The organism is Rugamonas rubra, assembly GCF_900114705.1.
In the GTDB taxonomy this organism is placed as follows: Bacteria; Pseudomonadota; Gammaproteobacteria; order Burkholderiales; family Burkholderiaceae_D; genus Rugamonas; species Rugamonas rubra.
On the sequence record NZ_FOTW01000009.1, the window covers coordinates 183937 to 207440 of the forward strand.

The 23504-nt window shown below is 66.3% G+C and carries 23 protein-coding genes; 6 read left to right on the forward strand and 17 right to left on the reverse strand.

Annotated elements, in window-relative coordinates; all coding sequences use genetic code 11:
- Nucleotides 1-89: 89 nt before the first annotated feature.
- The 6 genes from fabF to plsX all read right to left on the reverse strand — a co-directional run bounded on the left by fabF (nt 90) and on the right by plsX (nt 5751).
- Nucleotides 90-1337: a beta-ketoacyl-ACP synthase II gene (fabF, locus tag BM252_RS10020; protein WP_093387014.1), complete on the reverse strand. Its 1248-nt coding sequence runs from the start codon at nt 1335-1337 to the stop codon at nt 90-92.
- 29 nt (nt 1338-1366) lie between these two features.
- Complete coding sequence (acpP, locus tag BM252_RS10025; RefSeq protein WP_008449912.1) at nt 1367-1606, reverse strand: acyl carrier protein; 240 nt, start codon at nt 1604-1606, stop codon at nt 1367-1369.
- 144 nt (nt 1607-1750) lie between these two features.
- Nucleotides 1751-2497: a 3-oxoacyl-ACP reductase FabG gene (gene fabG / locus BM252_RS10030; protein ID WP_093387017.1), complete on the reverse strand. Its 747-nt coding sequence runs from the start codon at nt 2495-2497 to the stop codon at nt 1751-1753.
- Nucleotides 2498-2557: 60 nt separating this feature from the next.
- Nucleotides 2558-3499, reverse strand: a complete 942-nt coding sequence (fabD, locus tag BM252_RS10035) for an ACP S-malonyltransferase (protein WP_093387019.1) — start codon at nt 3497-3499, stop codon at nt 2558-2560.
- 187 nt (nt 3500-3686) lie between these two features.
- Nucleotides 3687-4673, reverse strand: coding sequence for a beta-ketoacyl-ACP synthase III (locus BM252_RS10040; protein WP_093387022.1), 987 nt, complete (start codon nt 4671-4673; stop codon nt 3687-3689).
- Between the two features lie 16 nt (nt 4674-4689).
- A complete protein-coding gene (gene plsX / locus BM252_RS10045; protein WP_093387024.1) occupies nt 4690-5751 on the reverse strand; it encodes a phosphate acyltransferase PlsX in 1062 nt (353 codons plus the stop codon).
- Here plsX and BM252_RS30940 point away from each other — a divergent pair.
- Nucleotides 5723-5938 carry a hypothetical protein gene (locus BM252_RS30940; protein ID WP_174900465.1) on the forward strand — a complete coding sequence of 72 codons (216 nt, stop codon included), beginning with the start codon at nt 5723-5725 and terminating at the stop codon, nt 5936-5938. The two genes, plsX and BM252_RS30940, sit on opposite strands and share 29 nt — an antisense overlap.
- Before the next feature lie 9 nt (nt 5939-5947).
- Here BM252_RS30940 and rpmF read toward each other — a convergent pair whose 3' ends face one another.
- Complete coding sequence (gene rpmF / locus BM252_RS10050) at nt 5948-6130, reverse strand: 50S ribosomal protein L32 (RefSeq protein WP_008449924.1); 183 nt, start codon at nt 6128-6130, stop codon at nt 5948-5950.
- A gap of 207 nt (nt 6131-6337) precedes the next feature.
- Nucleotides 6338-6835, reverse strand: coding sequence for a YceD family protein (locus BM252_RS10055; RefSeq protein WP_093387027.1), 498 nt, complete (start codon nt 6833-6835; stop codon nt 6338-6340).
- 267 nt (nt 6836-7102) lie between these two features.
- On the opposite strand from BM252_RS10055, the gene BM252_RS10060 reads away from it, so the two are divergent.
- Nucleotides 7103-7687, forward strand: a complete 585-nt coding sequence (locus tag BM252_RS10060) for a Maf-like protein (protein WP_425442293.1) — start codon at nt 7103-7105, stop codon at nt 7685-7687.
- Between the two features lie 42 nt (nt 7688-7729).
- The gene (locus BM252_RS10065) at nt 7730-8473 is read left to right on the forward strand and encodes an SAM-dependent methyltransferase (RefSeq protein WP_093387032.1); all 744 of its coding nucleotides are present in this window, start codon (nt 7730-7732) and stop codon (nt 8471-8473) included.
- A 120-nt stretch (nt 8474-8593) separates the two neighbouring features.
- Here BM252_RS10065 and BM252_RS10070 read toward each other — a convergent pair whose 3' ends face one another.
- Both BM252_RS10070 and BM252_RS10075 read right to left on the reverse strand, forming a co-directional pair.
- Nucleotides 8594-9874 carry an EAL and HDOD domain-containing protein gene (locus BM252_RS10070; RefSeq protein ID WP_093387034.1) on the reverse strand — a complete coding sequence of 427 codons (1281 nt, stop codon included), beginning with the start codon at nt 9872-9874 and terminating at the stop codon, nt 8594-8596.
- Nucleotides 9875-9996: 122 nt separating this feature from the next.
- Nucleotides 9997-10926 (reverse strand): 23S rRNA (adenine(2030)-N(6))-methyltransferase RlmJ, encoded by a 930-nt coding sequence (locus BM252_RS10075; protein WP_093387037.1) that lies wholly within the window; start codon nt 10924-10926, stop codon nt 9997-9999.
- A gap of 243 nt (nt 10927-11169) precedes the next feature.
- Here BM252_RS10075 and BM252_RS10080 point away from each other — a divergent pair, with 243 nt between their 5' ends.
- Nucleotides 11170-11931 (forward strand): substrate-binding periplasmic protein, encoded by a 762-nt coding sequence (locus BM252_RS10080; RefSeq protein ID WP_139236394.1) that lies wholly within the window; start codon nt 11170-11172, stop codon nt 11929-11931.
- A gap of 123 nt (nt 11932-12054) precedes the next feature.
- Here BM252_RS10080 and aceA read toward each other — a convergent pair whose 3' ends face one another.
- The 3 genes from aceA to BM252_RS10095 form a co-directional block, all read right to left on the reverse strand.
- Nucleotides 12055-13353 carry an isocitrate lyase gene (aceA, locus tag BM252_RS10085; protein WP_093387288.1) on the reverse strand — a complete coding sequence of 433 codons (1299 nt, stop codon included), beginning with the start codon at nt 13351-13353 and terminating at the stop codon, nt 12055-12057.
- 400 nt (nt 13354-13753) lie between these two features.
- Nucleotides 13754-14248, reverse strand: a complete 495-nt coding sequence (gene rraA, locus BM252_RS10090; RefSeq protein ID WP_093387042.1) for a ribonuclease E activity regulator RraA — start codon at nt 14246-14248, stop codon at nt 13754-13756.
- Between the two features lie 35 nt (nt 14249-14283).
- Nucleotides 14284-15492 carry an MFS transporter gene (locus BM252_RS10095; RefSeq protein WP_093387044.1) on the reverse strand — a complete coding sequence of 403 codons (1209 nt, stop codon included), beginning with the start codon at nt 15490-15492 and terminating at the stop codon, nt 14284-14286.
- A 113-nt stretch (nt 15493-15605) separates the two neighbouring features.
- Between BM252_RS10095 and BM252_RS10100 the strand changes: the two genes are divergently transcribed.
- Together BM252_RS10100 and BM252_RS30945 are read left to right on the forward strand one after the other, a co-directional pair.
- On the forward strand, nt 15606-16406 hold the full coding sequence (locus BM252_RS10100) for an AraC family transcriptional regulator (protein ID WP_093387047.1): 801 nt from the start codon (nt 15606-15608) through the stop codon (nt 16404-16406).
- A 77-nt stretch (nt 16407-16483) separates the two neighbouring features.
- Nucleotides 16484-16624, forward strand: coding sequence for a hypothetical protein (locus BM252_RS30945; protein WP_174900484.1), 141 nt, complete (start codon nt 16484-16486; stop codon nt 16622-16624).
- 82 nt (nt 16625-16706) lie between these two features.
- Here BM252_RS30945 and clpB read toward each other — a convergent pair whose 3' ends face one another.
- The 4 genes from clpB to BM252_RS10120 form a co-directional block, all read right to left on the reverse strand.
- Nucleotides 16707-19313 carry an ATP-dependent chaperone ClpB gene (gene clpB / locus BM252_RS10105; protein ID WP_093387049.1) on the reverse strand — a complete coding sequence of 869 codons (2607 nt, stop codon included), beginning with the start codon at nt 19311-19313 and terminating at the stop codon, nt 16707-16709.
- Between the two features lie 251 nt (nt 19314-19564).
- Nucleotides 19565-20047 (reverse strand): molybdopterin synthase catalytic subunit MoaE, encoded by a 483-nt coding sequence (gene moaE / locus BM252_RS10110; RefSeq protein ID WP_093387052.1) that lies wholly within the window; start codon nt 20045-20047, stop codon nt 19565-19567.
- Entirely contained in the window at nt 20044-22674 is a 2631-nt protein-coding gene (locus BM252_RS10115; protein WP_093387054.1) for a DUF349 domain-containing protein, read from the reverse strand. Before BM252_RS10115 ends, moaE begins: the two co-directional genes overlap by 4 nt.
- A 95-nt stretch (nt 22675-22769) precedes the next feature.
- A complete protein-coding gene (locus BM252_RS10120) occupies nt 22770-23489 on the reverse strand; it encodes a hemerythrin domain-containing protein (protein ID WP_093387057.1) in 720 nt (239 codons plus the stop codon).
- Nucleotides 23490-23504: the final 15 nt, after the last annotated feature.

The window sequence follows — 23504 nt, forward strand, 5'->3', positions numbered from 1 at the left end:
GGCCGCGAAGGCCGGGCAATTCAGGTGCCCGCGAACGCGGGCACCGAATCAACGCTCACCCTGTTCGACCAGGGCGGGCGCTAAAAAGTTCAAACTTTTCCGAACACGAGGCTACCGTTGGTGCCGCCGAAGCCGAACGAGTTCTTCACCGCATACTCGATCTTCATCGGCCGCGCCACGTTGGCGCAGAAGTCCAGATCGCAGGCCGGGTCCTGGTTGAAGATGTTGATGGTCGGCGGCGACACCTGGTGGTGTACCGCCAGCACCGTAAACACCGCCTCCAGACCGCCGGCGCCGCCCAGCAAATGGCCGGTCATCGACTTGGTCGAGTTGACCACCATGTTCTTGGCGTGCGCGCCGAAGGTGCGCTTGATCCCCATCACTTCCGCCATGTCGCCCAAGGGGGTCGACGTGCCGTGGGCGTTGAGGTAGTGCACCTGGTCGGGATTGACGCCGGCGTTGGCCAGCGCGGCGATGACGGACTTGCTGCCGCCACTGCCATCCTCCAGCGGCGAGGTCATGTGATAAGCATCGGCGCTCATCCCAAAACCGAGCAGCTCGGCGTAGATCTTGGCGCCGCGCGCCTTGGCGTGTTCGTACTCTTCGAGCACCATCACGCCGGCGCCCTCGCCCAGCACGAAGCCGTCGCGGTCGGCGTCCCACGGCCGCGAAGCGGTCGCCGGGTCGTCGTTGCGGGTCGACAGCGCGCGGGCCGAGGCGAAGCCGCCCAGACCCAGCGGCGAAACGGTCGCTTCCGCGCCGCCGGCGATCATGATGTCGGCGTCGCCGTACTCAATCAGTCGCCCCGCCACGCCGATGCTGTGCAGGCCGGTGGTGCAGGCCGTCACGATCGACAGGTTGGGACCGCGCATGCCATACTTGATCGACAAATTGCCGGAGATCATGTTGATGATCGAGGCGGGCACGAAGAACGGCGAGATGCGGCGCGGGCCGCGCTTGTCGTAGTCCTGCTTGGTTTCCTCGATCAGCGGCAGACCGCCGATGCCCGAACCGATGATCACGCCGATACGGTCGGCGTTTTCCTCGGTCACGACCAGGCCGGAATCCTGCACCGCCTGGATGCCGGCGGCCATGCCGTAATGGATGAAGGTATCCATGTGGCGGGCTTCTTTGGCGGGGATGTAATCCTCGATGTTGAAGCCTTTGACTTCGCCGGCGAAGTGGGTGCTGAAGGGCTGCGCATCAAACTTGGTGATGTTGGCGATGCCCGACTTGCCCTCGGTGACTGCGCTCCACGCTTCGGCAATGGTGTTGCCGACGGGTGAAACGCAACCCAGGCCAGTAATCACTACACGACGGTTTTTAGAACGGCTCAAGCGATTCTCCTGGAGTCGATCGGACAGGCTTAGGCCTTGACGTGGGCAGTAGCGTAGTCGATCGCTTGCTGCACGGTGGTGATCTTCTCGGCTTGTTCGTCCGGGATTTCCATTTCGAACTCGTCTTCCAGGGCCATCACCAGCTCAACGGTGTCGAGCGAATCGGCGCCGAGGTCGTCGACGAACGACGATTCGATTTTGATGTCCGCTTCGGCGACGCCCAGTTGTTCAGCGACGATTTTCTTTACGCGTTGTTCGATATCCGACATGTTATGGCTCCATTATGTTTGTTACGGAAAGCGCGCATTTTATCAGGTTTGCGCACCTAAAAACTAATTTCGGTGTCTGCTGCTAAATATTCCGAAATCACTACTAAATGACGGGAACAGGCGGCCCGGGGCCGCCCGGGTCCGTCAATTCATGTACATGCCGCCGTTCACGTGCAGCGTGCTGCCGGTGACGTAGGCGGCCTGCGGCGAGGCCAGGAAGGCGACGGCGGCGGCGACGTCCTCGGGCTTGCCCAGGCGTCCCAGCGGGATCTGTGCCAGCAGCGCGGCGTGTTGCTCCTCGCCCAGCGCCTTGGTCATGTCGGTGTCGATGAAGCCCGGCGCGACACAGTTGACGGTGATGTTGCGGCTGCCGATCTCGCGCGCCAGCGCGCGGCTCATGCCCTCCACGCCGGCCTTGGCCGCCGCGTAGTTCATCTGCCCCGGGTTGCCCGACGAGGCCACCACCGAGGTGATGTTGATGATGCGGCCGGCCTTGGCCTTCATCATGCCGCGCAGCACGCCGCGGGCCAGGCGGCCGACCGCCGACAGGTTGGTGGCAATGACGCTGTCCCACTCCTCGTCCTTCATGCGCATGGCCAGCTGGTCCTGGGTGATGCCGGCGTTGTTGACCAGGATCGCCACGGCGCCCCAGGTTTTGCCGATCTCGTCGATGACGGCGGCGCAGCGCGCCGGGTCGGTCACGTTGAGCACCAGGCCGCAGCCGGCCTCGGGACCGATCTCGGCCAGATAGGCGCTGATCGCCTCGGCGCCGGCCTCGGTGGTGGCGGTGCCGATCACGCGCGCGCCCTGGCGCGCCAGCTCCTGCGCGATCGCCTTGCCGATGCCGCGCGACGCGCCCGTGACCAGGGCGACTTGATTTTGCAGATTCATGGAAGTCCTTAAACGTAATTAATCATACTGCACCAGTTGGCGCCTTGGCGCCAGCCAGTCCTACTTGAGCAAGCTCAGCACCCGTTCGAGCGAGGCCTGGTCGACGATGGCGTCGCCCACCAACGTGGCGTCGATGCGCTTGGCCAGGCCCATCAGCACCTTGCCGGGGCCGCACTCGACCACCTGGGTGATGCCCTCGGCGGCCACCTTCTGCATCGTCTCGACCCAGCGCACCGGGCTGGCCGCCTGGCGCACCAGGGCGTCCTTGATGCTGGCCGGATCGTTCAGCACGGCGACATCGACGTTGTTGATCAGGGCGACCTGCGGCGCGGCGAAATGCAGCCCGGCCATGTAGTCGCGCAGGCGGTCCGAGGCCGGCTTGAGCAGCGAGGAGTGGAACGGCGCCGACACCGGCAGCTTCATGGCGCGCTTGGCGCCCTTGGCCTTGGCCAGTTCGCAGGCGCGCTCGACGGCGGCCGTGTGGCCGGCGATGACCACCTGGGCCGGCGCGTTGAAGTTGACCGGCTCGACCACCAGGCCGGGCGCGGCGGCGGCCGCCTCCAGGCAGGCGGCGCGCACGTCCGCGTCGGACAAGCCGAGCACGACGGCCATGCTGCCCTGCCCCACCGGCACCGCCTCCTGCATCGCCTGGGCGCGGAAGCGCACCAGCGGCACGGCGTCCTTGAAGGCGATCACGCCGGCGGCCACCAGGGCGGAGTATTCGCCCAGGCTGTGGCCGGCGACCACGTTCGGCACGGGGCCGCCGGCGGCCAGCCAGGCGCGGTAGACGGCCACGGCGGCCGTCAACATCACCGGCTGGGTGTTGGTGGTCAGGTCCAACTCCTCCTTCGGCCCCTCGGCGATCAGCTTGCCCAGATCGAATTGCAGGGCGTCGGACGCCTCGGCGACGGTCTGTTCGACCACCGGGTTGCCGGCGAAGCCGTCGAGCATCGCGATCGCTTGCGAGCCTTGGCCGGGGAAAACAAATGCAAATTTAGTCATGCTGAGATTCCGTCTCGTTGTAGTCTGTGTTGGGCATCCGCATACTTGCGGGTTTGCCAACCTTACACTGGAGCGCGCCCGAAGCAAGCTGGACGGGCGCCTTTAGAATTCTAATTCTAAATTACTTCCAGAAAATTACATCCCTGCCCTTACATCCGGGCCAGTCCTGCCGAGTAGAAGCAAGCCATCACATCCTCGCCAGGACGGCGCCCCAGGTGAAGCCGCCGCCTACGCCTTCCATCATCACGTTGTCGCCCTTCTTGATGCGGCCGTCGCGCACGGCGATGTCGAGCGCCAGCGGGATCGAGGCGGCCGAGGTGTTGCCGTGCTGGTCGACCGTGACCACCATTTTTTCCAGCGGCAGGCCGAGCTTCTTGGCGGTGCTGTTCATGATGCGGATGTTGGCCTGGTGCGGGATCAGCCAGTCGAGCTGGTCGGCGCGCATGCCGGCGTGCTCCAGGGCCTCGTGGGCGACCTTTTCCAGCACGGAAACGGCCAGCTTGAACACCGCCGGGCCGTCCATGTAGAGGAAGGCGCTGCCGGCGACGGCGCCGCCGGAAACGTTGCCCGGAACGCTGAGGATGTCCGCGTGGCGGCCGTCGGCGTGCAGCTTGGTGGCCAGGATGCCTGGCTCGCTCGAGGCGCCCAGCACGATGGCGCCAGCGCCGTCGCCGAACAGCACGCAGGTGCCGCGGTCGTCGAAATTGAGGATGCGCGAGAACACCTCGGCGCCGATCACCAGCACCTTCTTGTGCGCGCCGGACTTGATGAAGCTGTCGGCGGTGGCGACGGCGTAGACGAAGCCGCTGCAGACGGCCTGCACGTCGACGGCGGCGCAGTGGTTGCTCATGCCCAGCTTGCGCTGGACGATGCAGGCGGTGCTGGGGAAGCTGCCGAAGAAGTCGGGCGTCGAGCTGGCCACGATGATCAGGTCGATGTCGTCGGGCTGCAGGCCGGCCATGGCTAGCGCCTGGCGGGCGGCGTGCACCGCCAGGTCGGAGGACTTCTGCTCCGGCTCGGCGTAGTGGCGCGCCGAGATGCCGCTGCGCGAGAAGATCCACTCGTCCGAGGTCTCGATGCCCTTGGCCGCCAACTGCTCGGTCAACTCTTGGTTGGTCACGCGCTTTTCGGGCAGGTAGCTGCCGGTGCCGATAATTTTGCTGTACAAAGTCATGCCGTTCTACCGTCCACTAAATAGTTGAGTTGGGTAATTCCGGTGCTACCGGGTCGCGCGGCATCAGTTCAGCGATCATGGTCGACAAATGTGCCAGCACGTCATTTTTTGCAGCATCATACGCTCGCTTGATCGCCCATTCAAAGGAATATGCGTCGGCGCTGCCGTGGCTCTTGAAGACCAGGCCGCGCAGGCCGAGGAAACTGGCGCCGTTGTAGCGGGCCGGGTTGAACTTGGCCTTGATCGACTTGAGCGCGCCCATGCCGATCAGCGCGGCCAACATGGTGAAGATGTTGCGCTTGAATTCGCTGCGCAGCATGTTGCCCATGAAGCGGGCCACGCCCTCGACCGCCTTCAGTGTGACGTTGCCGACGAAGCCGTCGCAGACGACGATGTCGACCGTGCCCTTGAAGATGTCGTTGCCCTCGACGTTGCCGTAGTAGTTCAGCGCGCCGCGCTCGTGGTCGGCCTGCAGCAGCTTGGCGGTCTGTTTGACCACCTCGTTGCCCTTGATGTCCTCGGTGCCGACGTTGAGCAGGCCGATGGTCGGCCGGGCGATGTTTTCCATCGCGCCGACCAGCACCGAGCCCATGATGGCGAACTGGTGCAGGTGGTGCGACTCGCAGTCGACGTTGGCGCCCAGGTCCAGCATGTAGGTCGGGCCGTCCTTCTCGTTGGGCATGATGCTGCAGATGGCCGGACGGTCGACGCCGGCCATGGTCTTGAGCACGTAGCGGGCCACGGCCATCAGCGCGCCGGTGTTGCCGGCCGAGACGGCGGCCTGCGCCTTGCCGTCCTTGACCTGCTCGATGGCCACGCGCATCGACGAGTCCTTCTTGCGGCGCAGCGCCACCTCGAGCGGATCGTCCATCAGCACCTGCTCGGAGGCGTGCAGCACGGACAGGCGGGGATGGGCTTCGGCGTGGTGCTTTTTCAGCTCGGCGCGGATGACGTCTTCCAGTCCGACGAGGATCAGCTCGGCGTCCGGTTCAGCTTTTACGAAGGAAATTGCGGCGGGAATGGTGACCGACGGGCCATGATCTCCGCCCATGCAGTCGATAGAAATTTTGATTGTCATTGTTTTGATTCAGTACCACGCTCCAACCCTTCTGGGGCAAGCTGCGGCAAGGGGCGGACCACTAGCGGACAGGGTCGACGCGATTCAAAATGACGGTGTGCAAAAGAGGATTGCAGCCGATGATAAAGAAAAAGCGGCGCCACGCCGGTATACACCACGTCGCACCGCTTTTATCTTAGCCTACTAAAAACGTCGATTACTCGTCGTTTTTGGTTTTCAGGACTTTGCGACCACGGTAGAAGCCGTTAGGGCTGATGTGGTGACGCAGGTGGGTTTCACCGGTGGTTGGCTCGATACCCAGTTGTGGTGCTACCAGGAAATCGTGCGAACGGTGCATACCGCGCTTCGAAGGGGACTTCTTGTTCTGTTGAACTGCCATGATGACTCCTAATACATAAGTTCTAAAATTTTAACACATTCGACTGGCAAATACATGCGAATCGAGTATCCCAGCGGCAAAACCGAGCTTGCTTGTCTTGCCGACATCGTTAAACCACTTTTACTACGTTTTCACTACACACTGCCATACTCGATTACTACACGCGTTTGACACGTTCTTTACAACACTACAATTCGGTACTGCGGTTTACTCTGGTTTCAGGCCCTTGAGGGCGTCGAAGGGTGACTTCTTGGCCACCTTGAGGGCGTCCAGCGCCGAGGTGTCCGGACAGGCGCCGTGCTTCGGCGTGTGCGGCAGGGCCAACAGGGCCTCGTCCTCGACCAGGTCGGCCACGTTCATCGTGCGGCTGCCGACGATCACGTCGATCGTCTCGTCGTCCAACATTTCTTCGATTTCATCAGCCTGATCGTCGTCCTTGCCCAGCATCAGCAGGGTGGAGGCGTCGATCTTATGGGCATACGGGGTCAGGCAGCGCTGACAGATCAGTTGCACCGTGCCGGTCACCGACATGGTCATCTGCGGAAAGCCCGTCTTGCTGGTGCTTCCCACGATTTTCCAGGCGATGGAGCCAGACTGGTCCGCGCAATCCTTGGTCAACCGGGTCATTTCGGCGACAGGCGTGACGCCCTCGCGGCTCCCGCTGATCCGACAGAATTCAAAGGCGTCGATCACAAAAGCGTTCATTGGTAGAAAATTTCCCCGGAAAACCTGCGATAATAACAGGGTTTTCGCCGCCGAGTCAAAGCCTTAGCACATTTTTTTCGTTCTAATGCGTGCCTTGCCTGCCCGGTCCCAGAGCATATAACATTTCGCCCCCGGGAGCCAGTGTTGCCACCCTATTCCCCGCTTAAAACTTGCTCCACACCCATAAAAATGACCTTCAACACAACTAGTCCGTCCGCCGTCCCGCCAGCAACCGCCCCCACCGCCGCCGCCGTCCCCGTCCGCCTGGTGCTCGCCTCCAGCTCCGCCTACCGCAAGGAATTGTTGCAACGCCTGGGCCTGCCCTTCGAGGTGGCCGTGCCCGACCTCGACGAGCGCCCGCTGGCCGGCGAGACGCCGAGCGCCACCGCGCTGCGCCTGGCGCGCGAGAAGGCCGCCGCCGTCGCCGCCCGCCTGCCCGGCTGCCTGGTGATCGGCTCGGACCAGGTCGCCACCCTGGACGGCGAGCAGATCGGCAAGCCGGGCGACCACGCCAACGCCATGCTGCAATTGCAAAAGATGCGCGGCCGCGAGGTGGTGTTCCACACCGCCCTGTGCCTGTGGGACGGCCGCGCCGCCGACCCGGCCGGCGCCGCCCAGCTCGAGGACGTGCAGACCGTGGTCACCTTCCGCGACCTGCCCGACGCCGAACTGGACGCCTATCTGCGCATCGAACAGCCCTACGACTGCGCCGGCAGCGCCAAGAACGAGGGCCTGGGCATCGCCATCCTCGAACGCATCGCCAGCAGCGACCCCACCGCCCTCACCGGCCTGCCGCTGATCGCCCTGACCGGCATGCTGCGCCGCGCCGGCGTGGCCTTCTTCGGCGCCTGAGCGTCCTCCCCTATTTACTTACCGACCATTAGTTAGCGACCCATGAGCACTCCCGGCACCCTTTACCTGATCCCCAACACCCTCGGCGAGACCGAGGCGCTGTCGCAAGTGATCCCCGAGCAGGTGCAGCGCACCACCGCCGGCCTCGACTACTTCGTCGCCGAGAACGCCAAGACGGCGCGCGCCTTCCTCAAGCTGATCGCCGCCCAGCACCCGCTGGCCAAGCCGCTGCAGGAGATCCAGATTGCCGAGTTGAACGTCAACACCCCGGCGCAGGCGCTGGCCGGCCTGCTGGCGCCGCTGCTGGCCGGGCGCGACGCCGGCCTGGTGTCCGAGGCCGGCGTGCCGGCGGTGGCCGACCCCGGCGCCGACCTGGTGCGCCTGGCGCACCAGCACGGCGTGCCGGTGCGGCCGCTGGTCGGGCCGTCGTCGCTGCTGCTGGCGGTGATGGCGAGCGGCCTGAACGGCCAGAGCTTCGCCTTCAACGGCTATCTGCCGACCGACGCGGCGCAGCGCGCCAAGCGCGTCAAGGAGCTGGAGCAGCGCTCGCGCGGCGAAAAGCAGACCCAGCTGTTCATCGAGACGCCCTACCGCAACGCCGCCATGCTCGAGGCGCTGGTGGCCAACTGCCAGCCCGGCACGCTGATCTGCGTGGCCACCGACATCAGCCTGGCCAGCGAGAGCATCCGCACCATGACCGGCGCGCAGTGGAAGGGTTTGCTGGCCGCCGGCAAGGCGCCGGACTTCCACAAGAAGCCGACCGTCTTCCTGCTGCTGGGCCAGTAGCGGCGGACGGGGTCCGGCGCGCGCCCGTGGCGGGCCGGCAAACCCCACAAGCAAAGGGGTCTGACCCCGTACGGGGTCAGACCCCGCAGCGTATCGGGGTGCGGGGTGAAACCCAAGCCGCTACTGCACGCCGTGGGCGTACTCGTGCACCCAGTCGAAGGCGGCCAGCTGGATCTCGTACAGCTCGGCCGGGGTCAACTGCAGCTCGTGCAGCATCTTCGCCAGCACCGGGCCGCGCTCGGCCAGTTCGATATGCTCGATCAGGTTGAGCATGCTGCCGTAGTCGCCGCTGCGGTGCAACAGCGCCTGGCGCACCTCGTCGAGCACGTTGACGCTGTCGAGCACGTCGCTCATCTTGATCGAGAACAGGGTGTCCATCAGCGACATGATGCCGACGGTGAAGCCGATGTCGGCGCTGACACGCTGGCCCGGCCGCAGCTTCTCCATCATCAACTCGATGGTCTTGCCGCGCGTGGTGGCCATCTGCAACAGCGGCGAGGTGAACTCCTGGCGCTGCCCCGTCTTGACGTACAGCAGGATCTGCAGCCAGCGCTGCAACTGGCGCCGGCCCAGCACCACCAGCGCGTGCCCCACCGAATTGATGCGGAAGCGCGCGCCGACCGAGGGCGTGTTGACCAGGCGTAGCAGGTTGAGCGAGATCAGCGCGTCGTGCTTGACGCTGCGCTCGATGACGTGGCTGTCGGCGTCGCTGCCGAGCAGCTCGAGCAGGTGCAGGATGGCCAGCTGCGAGGGCGCGATCTTCTTGCCGCTCAAAATGACCGGACGGGCGAAATAATAGCCCTGGAAGTATTCGAAGCCCATCGCCATGCACTGCTGGAACTCCTCGACCGTCTCGACCTTCTCGGCCAGCAGTTTCTGCTGCGGATTCTTCAGCGTGCGCGCCAGGGTGCGCAGCGTGCCCGGATGCATGTCCTTGATGTCGACCTTGACGATGTCGCACAGCGGCTGCAGGGTGTGCACGTCGTCCGAGTCGGCGACGACGTCGTCGAGGGCGAAGCGGAAGCCGGCGCGCTTGAGCTCGCGCACCCGCTCGACCACCTCGGGCGTCGCCTTGACGGTCTCGAGGATCTCCAGGATCACCTTGTTGTTGGGCAGGAAGCTGATGAAGTCGCTCATCAGGCCGACCGTGTCGACGTTGACGAAGGCCATCTGCTCGCCCACCACCTGGCCCATGCCCAGCTCGGAGGCGTGGGCGATCACGGTGGCGGTGGCCTCGGCGTCGTCGGCGAAGTCGGCCTCGTTGCGTTCGGCCGTGTTGCGGAACAGCAGCTCGTAGGCGACCAGGCGTTGATGGCGGTTGAGGATTGGTTGGCGCGCCAGGAAAAATTGATTGGCGAACGCGGCCGAAAAATGGGTCGACGGTGACAAACCGGTGGTCATGGGAAACCCCATCTGCGATTAGCACTGGTGGCCGTGGCTGGGCCACGGCAAGCCCGGCCGGGATGTCAATCGCATCCCGGCTGTTACTAGACTAACCCTATCGCGACAGTCCTGACAATATCTTATTTGCTGATTTGCGGCCGGCGCGCGCTAGTGTTGCGTCCAGCCATCGGCTGGCCCGATTCGAGCACGAATTTGGCGCCGGCGTCCTTGCCCAGCACCTTGACCAGGTAGGGCATGATTTCTTTGAGCATGGGTTCGAGCGTGTACGGCGGGTTGATGACGAACATGCCGCTGCTGTGCAGACCGAAGCCGTCGGGCATCGGCGTGTTGATGGTCAGCGTGACGTGCAGCCACTCGCCGGGCAGTTGCTTGAGCTTGTCGGCGAACTGGCGCGACTCCATGCGCTGCAGCACCGGATACCAGACCGCGTAGGTGCCGCCGGGGAAGCGCACCAGGGCGTCGGCCAGGGTGTCCTTGACCTTGCGGTAGTCCATCTTGTCCTCGTACGGCGGGTCGATCAGCACCAGGCCGCGGCGCGACGGCGGCGGCAGCATCGCCTTCAGGGCATGGAAGCCGTCGCCCTTGGTGATGATGACGCGCTTGCCGCGCGTGGTCGGCCGCACGCCCTGGGCGGCGGCGTGCGCCTCGACCTTGCGGAAGTTGTCGGCCAGGATCTTGGCGTCGGCCGGGTGCAGCTCGAACAGGCGCAGGCGGTCCTGCTCGCGCGCCACCTGGTCGGCGCAGTAGGGCGAGCCGGGGTAGTAGCGCATCTTGCCGCTCGGGTTCATCGCCTTGACCAGGTCGACGTATTCCTTCAGCGGCGCCGGCAGGTCGGTACGGTTCCACAGCGGGCCGATGCCGGTTTCGAACTCGGCGTTCTTCGAGGCGTAGCCGCCGTCGAGGGCGTAGACGCCGGCGCCGGAGTGCGTGTCGATATAGCTGTAGGCGGTATCCTTCTGGTTCAGATACTGCAACAACTGGATGGTCACGAAATGTTTCAACACATCGGCGTGATTCCCCGCGTGAAAGGCGTGGCGGTAACTCAACATAACTTGGTCATTCCTAAAATGGGGTGGCGGCGCGGCGGCGCGGGGCGCCTGAACGATAGGCGTCCGCAGCATGGCGAAACGCAAGAATACCGCCATTATCCACCAGAACGCCCGCGACGCCAAAAAAGCGCGGCGCCGCCGGCCGCCGCCTGGCTTACATTGGGAAACAAAACGTCACCGTGGCGCGGCCGATTCTGCTGTATTCTAGGCAAGTTAACGCCACACGAAACCGCACCGCCGCGCATGAAACGCCTGCTTCCCCTGTCATTGCTCTCCCTTTCGCTGATCTGCCGCGCCGCCCCGGCGCAGGATTGGCACGTCTACACCCACAGCGGCGGCGGCCAGACCGCGCTGCTCGACGGCACGCTGCACGGCAAGCCGAACGGCGGCAAGCGCGCCTATTATGTCGAGCTGGTGCACGCCATGCTGGTCCAGCTCGGCCTGCCCGGGCGCATCGACGAGGTGCCGCTGGCGCGCGGCCTGGCCATGCTGCGCAGCCGCGACGACGTCGTGCTGTTCAACCTGGATCGCACGCCCGAGCGCGAGGACAAGTTCGCCTGGGTCGGGCCGATCTCGGAGGAGTCCGACTATCTGTACGAGAGGACGGCGGCGCCGACCGGCATCCGCAGCCTGGCCGAGGCGCGGCCCTTGCGCGTCTGCGTGCTCAACGGAAATGTCCACGACGAGCTGCTGGCCGCCGCCGGCCTGCGCAATCTCTACCGGCACAACAACTATGCCGGCTGCTTCCAAATGTTGATGCTGGGCCGGGTCGACCTGGTCGCCTCGGCCGACGGCGGGCTGCGCCACAAGCTGCGCGAAGCGCGTATCGCGGCGGCAGCGATCCAGGCCACGCCGGTGCGCATCGCCCACTCCAAGGGCTATATCGCGCTGTCCAAGGCCGTCCCGGCGGCCGAACTGGCGCGCTGGAACGCCGCGCTCGCCACGCTGGGCAGGAACGGCACGCTGCGCAGGCTGCAGCAGCAATACGCCGGCGCCGAACCCTAGGCCGCCGGCCTTGCCCGCCTTGCGGCGCCGCGCCAAAAAAAGAAGCCGCCACAGGACCTACTCCCGTGACGGCTTGTGAAAGCGGCGGGACTCTCACCCGCCATACCCCTAATCGTTGCGCCCTCAGGCGACCTTTTTGGCGTCGAAGAACTGTTCGTCCTCGGTCGAGCCGTGCAGCGCGGTGGTCGAGCTTTGGCCGTTCTGGATGCACTGGGTGACGGCGTCGAAGTAGCCGGTGCCGACCTCGCGCTGGTGTTTGACGGCGGTGAAGCCCTTGTCGGCGGCGGCGAATTCGGCCTCCTGCAGCTCGACGAAGGCCGACATTTGCCGGCGCGCGTAGCCGTGGGCCAGGTTGAACATGCCGTAGTTCAGCGCGTGGAAACCGGCCAGCGTGATGAACTGGAACTTGTAGCCCATCGCGCCGAGCTCCTTTTGGAAGCGGGCGATGGTGGCGTCGTCCAGGTTCTTCTTCCAGTTGAACGAGGGCGAGCAGTTGTAGGCCAGCATCTTGCCGGGGAACTTGGCGTGCACGGCGTCAGCGAACTGCTTGGCGAAGGCCAGGTCCGGCTTGCCGGTTTCGCACCAGACCAGGTCGGCGTAGGGCGCGTAGGCCAGCGCCCGCGCGATGGCCTGCTCGATGCCCGGCTTGACCTTGTAGAAGCCCTCGACGGTGCGCTCGCCGGTGCAGAACGGACGGTCGTTGTCGTCCACGTCCGAGGTCAGCAGGTCGGCCGCCTCGGCGTCGGTGCGGGCGATCACCAGGGTCGAGGTGCCCATCACGTCGGCCGCCAGGCGGGCGGCGGTCAGCTTCTCGACCGCCTCGCGGGTCGGCACCAGCACCTTGCCGCCCATGTGGCCGCATTTCTTCACCGAGGCCAGTTGGTCCTCGAAGTGGACGCCGGCGGCGCCGGCGTCGATCATCGACTTCATCAATTCATAGGCGTTGAGCACGCCGCCGAAACCGGCTTCGGCGTCGGCCACGATGGGGGCGAAGAAGTCGATGTCGTCCTTGCCCTCCGACCATTGGATCTGGTCGGCGCGTTGGAAGGTGTTGTTGATGCGCTTGACCACCATCGGCACCGAATTGGCCGGATACAGCGACTGGTCGGGATACATTTCGCCGGCTAGGTTGGCGTCGCCGGCCACTTGCCAGCCGGACAGGTAGATCGCCTTCAGGCCGGCCTTGACCTGCTGCATGGCCTGGTTGCCGGTCAGCGCGCCGAGCGCGTTGACGAAGGGCTCGTTGTTGACCAGGTTCCACAGTTTCTCGGCGCCGCGCTTGGCCAGGGTGTGCTCGATCTGCAGGGAGCCGCGCAGACGGACCACGTCGTCCGCGCTGTAGGTACGGGTAACCCCCTTCCAGCGTGGATTGGTGTCCCAGTCTTTTTGCAGGGCTGCTACTTGCTGTTCACGAGTTGCCATGGTGTTCTCCTTATTCACGTACACGTTAAAAACGACATCCTTTGAATAAATCATAGCCCCTTTTGTGCCGCGCAACAATAGTCTTATATAAGACATATAAGCAAATTAAATCATCATTAAATCAATGACTTGATTTTCATTTCCCGGCATACGAAATGAAATTCCTCCCCATGAAAGAAACAGATGCTGCGCGCACACATCATTTCCCACAATGTGGAATTATTTTCCCGCCAGATGAAAAAAAACGGCGCGGGCGGCGCGACAAGCCGAAAATAGTTTGGTGGAAAAACGACAGATGGACGGCGGAGACGGGAGAAACGATGTTACCGCCCAACTGCGCGAGGCATATTGTTGGGCGGCAAGGGTCGGGCGGCGAGGTGGCGGGGCGTGTTGCGGGGGATCAGGCGAGTTTCTGTTGGGCGACCAGGACGCCGTCGGCGTCGGCGTAGATCCAGTCGCCCGGGGCGACCGTCACGCCGGCGATGCAGACGCGCACTTCGCGCTCGCCCTCGCCCTTCTTGCTGCTCTTTTGCGGATGCAAGCCCAGCGCGCGCACGCCGATGGCGCAGGCGTTGATCTCCCCGCTGTCGCGGATGCAGCCGTTGACGACGATGCCGCTCCAGCCGTTGTTCTGCGCCAGCAGGCCCAGTTGGCCGCCGACCAGGGCGCGGCGCATGCTGGCGCCGCCGTCGATCACCAGCACGTGGCCGTCGCCCGGCGTCTCCAGCGTGGCGCGCACCAGCGCGTTGTCCTCGAACACCTTCAAGGTGCGCGCCGGGCCGCTGAATTTGGCGTGCAGGCCAAAGTGCAGGAACAGCGGCGGCAGCACGGCCAGGCCGCCCTCCTCCAGCAGGGCCGGGTTGTCGTCGCACAGGTCGGTCGTCGCAAAGCTCATCGTTACTCCACAGTGGATTTATCGTGCGGACAATTCTAAACTTTTTGCAGCCGCAACGCGCGGGTATTGCCGCCCACGCCCACCGCCGTCAGGATCGCCAGCGCCTGGAACAGGGCGATGCAGACGAACACCCAGGCCGGCCGGTGCGCGTCCATCAGCGCGCCGAACAACAGCGGGCCGAGCGCCAGGCCGCTGTCCAAGCCCGAGTAGACCACGCCGAAGACGCGGCCGGTGGCGTTCTTCGGCGCGGCGGCGCGGATCAACAGGTCGCGCGACGGGCCGGCCACGCCGGAGGCCAGGCCGATCAATCCCATCAACACCACCGCCAACCAGGCCGGCGTGACGGCCAGCGCCAGCAGCAAAGCCAGCAAGGCGGCAAAGGAGAAGGCGAAGGTGATGGTGCGGTCGTGGTCCGGCGAACGCGCCGCCAAAAAACCGCCGTAGACCATGCCCAGCGCCGAGGCCACCATGTAGATCGTGTAGGCGCCGGTGGCCCAGGCCAGCGGCATGCCGAACAGCGCCACCAGGCTGAGCGAGGCGAAGCTTTGGATGCCGCCCAGCGCCACGGCGGTCAGCAGGAAGAAGCCGAAGCACATCCACACCGAGCGCAGGCGCAGGAAGTCGAGCGAGCCGGCCGGCGCGGCACCAGCGGCGTGGTGGACGATGGGGTCGGGGCGCAGCGCGTGGCGGTTCAGCGCCAGCACCAACAGCACGGCGAAGGGCAGCACGGCGGCGCACAGCAGGGCCACGCGCCAGCTCGACAAGCCGGCGACGAAGGTCAGGAACAGCGGCGCCGCCGCCCAGCCGATGTTGCCGCTAATGCCGTGCACGGAGAAGCCGTGCGCCAGCCGCGCCGAGGAGACGCGCTGGTTGAGCAGCGTGTAGTCGGCCGGGTGGAACACGCTGTTGCCGGCGCCGGCCAGCAGCGCGCCCAGCATCAGCATGGTGTAGCTGTTGGCGGCGGCCAGCAGCAGGGCCGACAGGCCGAGCAGGCTGATGCCGGAGAACAGCACGGCGCGCGCGCCGTAGCGGTCGACGACGAAGCCGGCCAACGCCTGGCCAACGCCGGAGATGGCGAAGAACACCGTCATCAGCAGGCCCAGTTCGGCGTAGCTGAGGTTGAAGGCGGTCTTCAGCCAGGGGAACAACGCCGCCAGCACGAGGTGGAAGAAATGCGACACGCCGTGCGCCAGCCCGACCAGGCCGATCACGCGGGCGTCCTGCCGCAGTGTGCTTGTACTCATCTTGCACTCCTGTTTCAAAATTGGAAACCCAGTGTAAGCAAAATGCGGGCGACTGATTTAAGATAGGAAGACAAGCTTTGTCGCGATTCCGCCAAATCCTTATTCATTCCGCCATGCCGATACCCGTCGTCACCCACACCAGCCACTACCGGCCCTGCAACGATCCGACACCCGCGCGCCCGCTGACGATGAGCGCGCGCAACCTGCAGGCCGACGAGCACCTGCCGCCGCACAGCCATCCCTGGGGCCAGATCACCTACGCCATGGAGGGCGTGGTGCGGGTGACGGCCAACAACAGCAGCTGGATCGTGCCGCCGCAACGGGCGATCTGGATTCCACCCAATGTGGTGCACGAGGTGACGGTGCTGCAGAAGACCCGACTGCGGCCACTGTGGGTGCAGGCCGAGCAGGCGCCCTTCCCCGGCGGCGAGTGCGAGGTGTTGGAGGTGTCGCCGCTGCTGCGCGAGCTGGTCGCGGCGCTGGAGCAGCTCGACCTGGGCGTGGCGCACGCGCGCGAGCCCATGCTGACCGCCTTGATACTGGACGAAGTGGGCCGCTCGGCGACGCGGCCGATCCGCGTGCCGCTGCCGACCGACAAGCGCCTGAAGGGACTGTGCGCGGCGCTGATCGCCCAGCCCGGCTCGCCGCTGACCTTGGACCAGTGGGCGGCGCAGGCAGGCGCCTCGACGCGCACCTTGGCGCGGCTGTTCGAACGCGACTTGGGGATGAGCTTCGTGCAGTGGCGCCAGCAGGTGCGGCTGGCGCACGCCGCGCCGTTGATCGCGCGTGGCATGCCGCTGGCGCAGGTGGCCGAGCAGCTCGGCTACGCCAGCCAGTCGGCCTTCTCGGCGATGTTCAAAAAGACCTTCGGCAGCACGCCGTCGGCCTTCTTCGCCGGACGCAGCGGCGGATGAGGTGAAATCAATCAGGCCTGAGCTTGCCAAGAAGCGTCCGCAATCTAAACTAGACATATCTTTGGCGAGGCCGTCTCATGATTATCACCTACCTCATCGTTGCGTTTAACGTAATTGGCTCAATCTCAGTCGTGTTGCTGACTTGGGGCTGCGTACGCGGCATCAAAGCCGAGCGCGCCCAGAAGCTGCTTGCTCAACAATCCGCAGCGCAGAAATGACGATGCCGCCGCCGGGGGCTTGAGGCCTCCGGCGGCGGCATCGTGAGGTGCCGCTTGGCTTACTTGCCGCCTACCTGCTGGCTTACTTGCTGCCCGGCTCGAAGGTGCCACCGGCCTCGAACACCAGCGCGCCGTCGCGCACGTCGATGCGGATGGTGTCCTTCGGCGCGAAGGTGCCGGCCAGGATCTGCTTCGACAGCGGATTTTCGATCTGCTGCTGGATCGCACGTTTCAGCGGACGCGCGCCGTACACCGGATCGTAGCCCGCCTCGGCGATCTTCTGCAGCGCCAGGTCGCTCACCGTCAAGCCCATCTCCATGCGCGCCAGGCGGTCTTCCAGGATCTTCAACTGGATCTTGGCGATGGCGCCGATGTTCTTCTCGTCGAGGCCGTGGAACACCACGATCTCGTCGATGCGGTTGATGAACTCCGGACGGAAGTGCGAGCGCACCTCGGCCATCACCTGCAGCTTGACCACGGCCGGCTCGGCCCCCTCCAACGCCTGGATCTTATGCGAACCCAGGTTCGAGGTCATGATGATGACGGTGTTCTTGAAGTCCACCGTGCGGCCCTGGCCGTCGGTCATGCGGCCGTCGTCGAGCGCCTGCAGCAGCACGTTGAACACGTCCGGGTGGGCCTTCTCGACCTCGTCGAGCAGGATCACGCTGTAGGGCTTGCGCCGCACCGCCTCGGTCAGGTAGCCGCCCTCGTCGTAACCGACGTAGCCCGGCGGCGCGCCGATCAGGCGGGCCACCGAATGCTTCTCCATGAACTCACTCATGTCGATACGGATCATCGACTCCTCGGTGTCGAACAGGAAGCCGGCCAGCGCCTTGCTCAGCTCCGTCTTGCCGACGCCCGTGGGCCCGAGGAACATGAACGAGCCGTATGGACGGTTGGGGTCCGACAGGCCGGCGCGCGAGCGGCGGATGGCGTCGGCCACGGCGACGATCGCCTCGTCCTGCCCGACCACGCGCTCGTGCAGCTTCTCCTCGATGTGCAACAGCTTGTCGCGCTCGCCCTGCATCATGCGCGAGACGGGGATGCCGGTGGCGCGCGAAACCACTTCGGCGATCTCCTCGGCGCCGACCTCGGTGCGCAGCAGCTTGGGCGCGCTGCTGGCGACGCTGGAAACCTTCTCGGCCTGCTTAAGCTGGGCCTCCAGCTCGGGCAGTTTGCCGTACTGGAGCTCGGAGACGCGCTGCCAGTTGCTCTCGCGCGTGGCGCGCTCCATCAACAGCTTGACCTGTTCGATCTCCTCCTTGATGTGGGTGCTGCCCTGCACCACCGACTTCTCGGCCTTGAGGATCTCCTCGTAGTCGTTCAGCTCGCGCTGCAGCTTGATGATCTCCTCCTCGATCAGGCCGAGGCGGCGGCGCGAGCCCTCGTCCTTCTCCTTCTTGACGGCCTCCTTCTCGATCTTCAGCTGGATCAGGCGGCGTTCCAGCTTGTCCATCACCTCCGGCTTGGAGTCGATCTCGATCTTGATCTTCGAGGCCGCCTCGTCGATCAGGTCGATCGCCTTGTCGGGCAGGAAGCGGTCGGTGATGTAGCGGTGCGACAGCTCGGCGGCGGCGATGATGGCGGCGTCCGAGATGGCCACCTTGTGGTGCAGCTCATACTTGTCCTGTAGGCCGCGCAGGATGGCGATGGTGGCCTCGACCGAGGGCTCGTCGACCAGGATCTTCTGGAAGCGGCGCTCCAGCGCGGCATCCTTCTCGATGTACTTGCGGTACTCGTCGAGCGTGGTGGCGCCGACGCAGTGCAGCTCACCGCGCGCCAGCGCCGGCTTGAGCATATTCCCGGCGTCCATCGCGCCCTCGGCCTTGCCGGCGCCGACCATGGTGTGCATCTCGTCGATGAAGACGATGGTCTGGCCCTCGTCCATCGCCAGTTCCTTGAGCACCGACTTGAGGCGCTCCTCGAACTCGCCGCGGTACTTGGCGCCGGCCAGCAGGGCCGCCATGTCGAGCGACAGCACGCGCTTGCCCTTGAGCGAATCGGGCACCTCGTTGTTGACGATGCGCTGCGCCAAGCCCTCGACGATGGCGGTCTTGCCGACGCCCGGCTCGCCGATCAGCACCGGGTTGTTCTTGGTGCGCCGCTGCAGCACCTGGATGGCGCGGCGGATCTCGTCGTCGCGGCCGATGACCGGGTCGAGCTTGCCGGCGCGGGCGCGCTCGGTCAGGTCCAGCGTGTATTTTTTCAGCGACTCGCGCTGGCCCTCGGCCTCCTGCGAGTCGACCTTGGCGCCGCCGCGCACGGTGTCGATGGCGGCCTCCAGCGATTTGCGGCTCAGGCCGTTCTCGCGCGACAGCTTGCCGGCGTCGGACTTGTCCTCGGTCAGCGCCAGCAGCACCATCTCGCTGGAGACGAACTGGTCGGCGCGTTTCTGCGCCTCCTTGTCGGCCAGGTTCAGCACGGCGATGAACTCGCGGCTGGCCTGCACGTCGCCGCCGGTGCCGGACACCTTGGGCAGGCGCTCCAGCGACGATTTCAGCGCGTTGCTCAGGCCGCCGACGTTGACGCCGGCGCGCTGCAGCAGCGAACGGGCGCTGCCGTCGTCCTGGTTCAACAGCGCGGTCAGCAGGTGGACCGGTTCGATGTAGGGATTGTCGTTGCCTACGGCCAAGCTTTGCGAGTCGGCCAGGGCTTCCTGTAACTTCGTGGTGAGTTTGTCTTGCCGCATGGAAGTGCTCCGGTGAATTTAACTTAGCGCTACAGGTTGGGCTGTGCGATCCGTTTTCAAGGAGACTCCTATTTAAATGATAATTCCATGATCTGGGTCAAATAGCCCGGATTCATGCCGCGCGGTCAGGGCGCCGGCGGCGCGGCACGAGGGTCAGACCCTAGGGTCTGACCCTGGATTGACGCCGGTGGGGTTTCTTAACTTAGCTGCATTCGGGCCTGACCCTGGGTTTTTCGGCTTGGCCGCATGCGCTAGGCGCCGCCCCACTTCTTCAGCGCCGTTTCGTCGCTGACGCGGGCGTCGACCCAGCGCGCGCCCTCCGGCGTCTGTTCCTTCTTCCAGAACGGCGCCTCCGTCTTCAGGTAGTCGATGATGAACTCGCAGGCGGCGAAGGCCTCGCCGCGATGCGCCGACGTCACCGCCACCAGCACGATCTGCTCCAGCGGCTGCAAGGGGCCGACGCGGTGGATCACCAGCGCGCCGAAGATCGGCCAGCGCTGCCTGGCCTGCTCGATGATGGCGGCGATCGATTGCTCGGTCATGCCGGGATAGTGCTCCAGTTCCATCTGCGCCACCTCGGCGCCCTCGTTCAGGTCGCGCACCGTGCCGACGAAGCCGACCACCGCGCCGACCTTGGGATTGTCGGCGCGCAGCTTGGCCAGTTCGGCCGTCAGGTCGAAGTCCCATTCCTGGATGCGCACCTGGAACGGTTTCACGGCGGCGGGGGCGCTCATTTCGCCTCCGCCGCGCCGATCCGGCGGAACAGCTGCTCGATGCGGCTGGCGGTGCGGTCGTCGGCCAGGGCCGGCATGGCGCACAGCTGCAGGTACTGGGCCGCCTGGGTCAGCGGCTTCTGGCCGGACTTGAGCGAGGACTGCAGCACCTCGACCTGCATCTTCAGGCGCTCGCGGGCGAACTCGGCGCCGCTGTCGACGCCGGCGACGATCTCCAGGCGCAGCACCTCGTCGAGCAGGCGGGCGCGGTTGGCCTCCAGCTGGGCGGCGTAGCTGCCGCGCTGGCCGTCCAAGGCGCCCAGGGCGGCCTTGAAGCGGCCGTGCAGCGCGCGCTCGTACTCGGCCGCCAGCGGCGGCAGGGCCTGCCAGCGGCCGCTCCAGTCGGCCGCGGCGGCGGCGCCGTCGGGTGCGCCATCGTCCCGGCCCAGCGTGGCCTCCAGGGCTTGGCACAGGCGCAGCTTGTCGCGCAGCGCGTTGGCCTGGGCGGCGCCGGCGCGGCGCTTGATGGCGTCGGCCTGGGCCTGCACGGCCGCCACGGCGGCCTGGTAGCGTTGGGTGATCTTGGCCTCGGCGGCGCGCGGCACCGCGCCGGCGCCGTGCCAGGCGCTGGCGGCGTCGCGCAGCGCGGCGGCGATGGCGGCCAGTTGGGCCTTGTCCTCGCCGTCGAAGGCGGCCGCCTCCAGCCCGGCGCAGATGGCCTCGCGGGCGTGCAGGTGGACCTTGCGCTCGCTGTCGGCGGCGTGGGCGCTCTCCTTGCGCTGGGCGAACAGGTGGTCGCAGGCGGCGCGGAAGCGCTGCCACAGGGCCTGCTCGGCCTTGCGCTCGAGCGGCAGCGCCTTGGCCTGCTCCTGCCAGCGCTCCTGCAGGTGGCGCATCACGTCGAGCGTGCTGCGGTCATGCGGCAGCAGCGCCTCGACCTCGGCGATCAGCTGCTCGCGGCGCGCCATCTCCAGCGCGCGCTGCTCGGCCAACGGCGCCATCATGGCGGTCATGGCGTGCTCGAAGGCGGTGTCGAACTTCTTCTTTTCCTTGCGGTCGATGGTGCCGAGGCGGCCCCACACCTGGCGCAGGCGCTGCGCGGCGGCGGCCACCTGCTTCCAGTCGGCGTGCTCGGTGCCGGCCATGGCGCCGACCTCGTCGATCAGGGCCTGGGCCTTGGCGGCGTTGTGGTGGCGCTCCTCGGCCAGTTGCTTGAAGTGGGCGGCGGCCGGCGCGTAGGCGGCGCTGCAGGCGGCGTCGAAGCGCTCCCACAGGGCCTTGGGGGCGTGGCCGGAGACGGCATCCAGGCCCTTCCAGCGCTCGCGCATGCTGCCCACCTTCTTGGCCAGCTCGCTCATCGCCAGGCCCTGCGCGGCCAGTTCCTCGACCGCCTTGACCAGCTCCTCGCGCGAGACGTTGCCGCCCCAGCGCGCCCAGTCGCCCAGGCGTTTCAGCTCGGCGCGCAGGTGCGCCAGGCGCTCCGACTGGGCCGCCGTCAGGCGCCCGCCCTTGCGCTCCTTGAGCCACTTGTCGTGCTCGGCGGCGGCGTGCAGCAGGCCCTGCTCCAGCGCCGCCTCCAGCGCGTCGAGCGTGTCGACGAAGCGCTTGTTGTCCTGCTGGTCGTCTTCCTTGCCCGCCCTGGCCGGCTTGGCCGGCTTGGCGGCGTTGGCGGCGTTGGCGGCGTTGGCGTCGCGCGCCTTGTCGCCGCGCTCTACCGGCGCCGCCGGCGGATTGGCGGCCGCCACGGCGGCCAGCACCACGTCCAACTCGGCCTGCTGGCGCGCGGCCAGCTCGCCGGCCGGCACCGCGCCCAGCGCCTGCCAGGCGCGGCGCAGCTGCTCGGCGCCCAGGCTGTCGGGCGCGGCGGCCTGCCACTCGGCCAGCGCGGCCTGGCGCGCGTCGAACACGGCTTGGTGCTGTTGCAGCGCCTGCAGGGCGGCGCCGGCCGACTCCAAGGCGGCGGCGACGTCGTTCAGCAGATGCTTGGGCAGCGAGGTCAGCTCGGCCGAGGCCAGCGCGGCGGCGTGGCCGGCGCGCAGCCGTTCCAGCACCTCGGCGGCGGCGACCGGCGCCAGACCGGCGGCCGGCAGCGCGCGCAGCTCGGCCAGCGCGTCGATGACGGCGCGTTGCAGGCTGACCTGGCTTTCCAGCCGCTGGGCCAGCGCGGCGCGCAGCGGCGCGAAGCACTCGGCCTGCTCGGCGGCGGCGGCGGTGACGGACCACTGGCGGTCGAGGTCGGCCACCATGTTCGGCGTCAATTTCTCGTCCTGGATCAGGCGCTCGGCCTGGGCGATGCAGGTCCGGGCTTTTTGCTGCTCGGCAAGTTGGTAGCGGATCGCGTCCAGCCGGCCCTGCATCAGCTTGGCGACGCGGCGGTCGCTGTTGCGCATAGCCAGTAAAACTTGCTCCAGCGCAGCTTGCGACACCACGTGCTCGGCGGCGGCCAGGCGCACGCCGGCGAATTCGCTCTGCAGGATCAACTCAACGGCGGCGGCCTCGTCGCCGGCCAACAGGCGGGCGCGGGCGGTCTGCTCGTCGCGGCGGGACGCGGCCTGGGCGGCGGCGCCGTCGCTGGCTTCGGAGGCGGCCGAGGCCCGTTGCGGCTCGGCGGACTTGTCGGTAGCTCGTTTAAAAAGGAAATCGAACATGGTGAGCTATGGGTGGGGGAAAACCACCATCATAGCAAAGCAGGGGAAGTTTGCCCGGCGATGCTGCTTTCGGGGCCGCCGCCGGCCCAGCCGGCCTAGCTGCGGCCATGCTGGCGCGCCAGCGGATCGGCCAGCGCCAGGCCCAGCGGCGCCGGCGCCAGGGCGTCGGCGGCGCGCGGCGCGGCCGCCAGATCCGACGGTTCGGCCATGTCGAGCGGCGGCAGCGGCAGCAGCGCCAAGCGGGGCGACAACTGGCGCTCGGCGCCGGCCGCCGGCAGCGCGATCGGCGCCGCCGAACGGCTGCGGCGCGCCTCGACCACCTTGGCGTCGTGCAGCAGGAACTGGTTGGCGATGGCGAACCAGGCCTCGCCGCAGATCACGCTGCGGGCGATGGCGAACAGTTCCTTCTCCTCCTTCTCCAGGCGCTGCAACAGGGCGCTGCAAAAGGTTTCGATGCTGGCGCAGATCTGGCTGACCTGCTCCTCGGCGCCCTCGTGCAGGCCGCCGATGCGCTCCTGCATGGCGCGGATCACCGCCAGCGCCGCCTGGTTCAGCCGGCTCAGCTCGTCGAGCAGCTGGTCGGCCCGCTCGGTGGCCTGGCGGATCGCCGGGATCAAATACATCTCGATCTTGCGCCAGTGGCAGGCCTGGTACAGCCGGTTCAGGGTCTCGCAGGCATACTCCAGCTGGCCCAGGGTGATGCTGTTTTGCTGCATCAGGTTGGCGCGCACATATTGTTGAAACGATTGCAGGCTGACGCGCACGCTGGCTTGCTCGACCGACAGAGCTACCAGGGTATAGGTGGCCGTTAACATTCTGACTCCCAGGAA